Source organism: Micromonospora sp. DT44 (assembly GCF_049841635.1).
Lineage (GTDB): Bacteria > Actinomycetota > Actinomycetes > Mycobacteriales > Micromonosporaceae > Micromonospora.
On the sequence record NZ_JBNCKS010000129.1, the window covers coordinates 1 to 1,498 of the forward strand.

Annotated in this window: 1 protein-coding gene; it reads left to right on the plus strand. The window is 69.2% G+C overall.

The window, feature by feature from the left end:
* Positions 1–24 precede the first annotated feature (24 nt).
* Positions 25–1,497 (plus strand): NF041680 family putative transposase, encoded by a 1,473-nt coding sequence (locus tag ACLQ25_RS32560; RefSeq protein WP_425734564.1) that lies wholly within the window; start codon positions 25–27, stop codon positions 1,495–1,497.
* The last annotated feature ends 1 nt before the right edge of the window (position 1,498 follow it).

A 1,498-nucleotide genomic window follows, 5' to 3' on the forward strand; every position in this document is an offset into this window, starting at 1 on the left:
AGATCGCAAACCAAGGGCTGTCTGGTGATCAGTGTGCACGATGTCGGGTCGACTGATGGGGTCGGGCGGCTGGCCGTGTTTCGGCGTGAGTTTCATCGTTGTCTGACCGCTCGCGGGGATGCGTTGTTCGAGCTGGCGGACGCGTTGTTGTGCGGTGACGCGCCGGTGCGGTCGCTGGTGGAGTTGTCGCTGGTGGGTGAGCACCGCCGCGGTCATGGTTCGTTGTATGCGGCGTTGAATCGCGGCCGGATCGACGTCGAGCGGCTGCGGAGGGCGGTGGTGGCGGTGCCGTTGCCGCGGGCTGCGGACGGGCGGATCGTTTTGGCGGTGGATGTGACGTGCTGGTTGCGGCCGGAGGCGCACACCTGCCCGCAGCGGGTGTTGTGTCACACCTACGGCCGAGGCAAGGACACCCATATCGGGGTTCCGGGCTGGCCGTACTCGTTCGTCACCGCCTTGGAGGCCGGGCGCACCTCATGGACCGCGCCGTTGGACGCCCGTCGGCTGGCGCCCGGCGACGACGCCGCGACGGTCACCGCCGGCCAGTTGCGCGACGTGGTGCAGCGGCTGATCGCTGCTGGGCAGTGGCGGCCTGGTGATCCGGACGTGTGGATCGTCGCGGACGCCGGATACGACGGACCCCGGCTGGCGTTCCTGCTGGCCGACCTGCCGGTGCAGGTTCTGGTGCGGATGCGCTCGGACCGGGTGCTGCGCCGACCCACGCCACCCCGGCTGCCCGGCACCACCGGCCGCCCACGCCGCCATGGCGGCGAGTTCATCTTCGGTGACCCTGGCAGCTGGCGCGACCCGGAGGTGGCCACGGCCACTGACACCCGCCTCTACGGCACCGCGACCGCGCGGGCCTGGCACCGACTGCACCCCAGGCTGACCCACCGCACCGCCTGGACCGCCCAACACGGCCCGCTGCCGATCATCGAGGGCACCGTGATCCTGCTGACCGTCGACCGGCTGCCATCAGGTGCTATCGCGAAACCGGTCTGGCTGTGGTGGTCGCAAGCAACCGCCACCGACGTTGAGGTCGACCTGCTCTGGCAAGCGTTCCTGCGCCGCTTCGACATCGAGCACACCTTCCGCATGCTCAAGCAAACCTTAGGCTGGACCAGCCCGAAGCTGCGAGACCCACACGCCGCCGACCGGTGGACCTGGCTCGTGCTGGCCGTCTACACCCAGCTACGCCTCGCCCGAGGCGCCGTCGGCGACCTGCGTCGGCCCTGGGAACGCCCCGCACCACCCGAACGACTCACCCCAGCCCGCGTCCGCCGAGGCTTTCGGCACCTACGCACCAAAGCCGGCAACCCCGCCTGCGCACCGAAACCCTCCCGGCCAGGACCTGGCCGACCACCCGGACTACGCAACCGCCACCCAGCAGCCCGCCACGACGTCCACATCGTCACTGCCGCCACCAGCACAAAACCAAAGAGTGACACGAAGAAAACGAAGACTTCGAATAGCCCTAGGCCACGCCGCACAGGTTAAA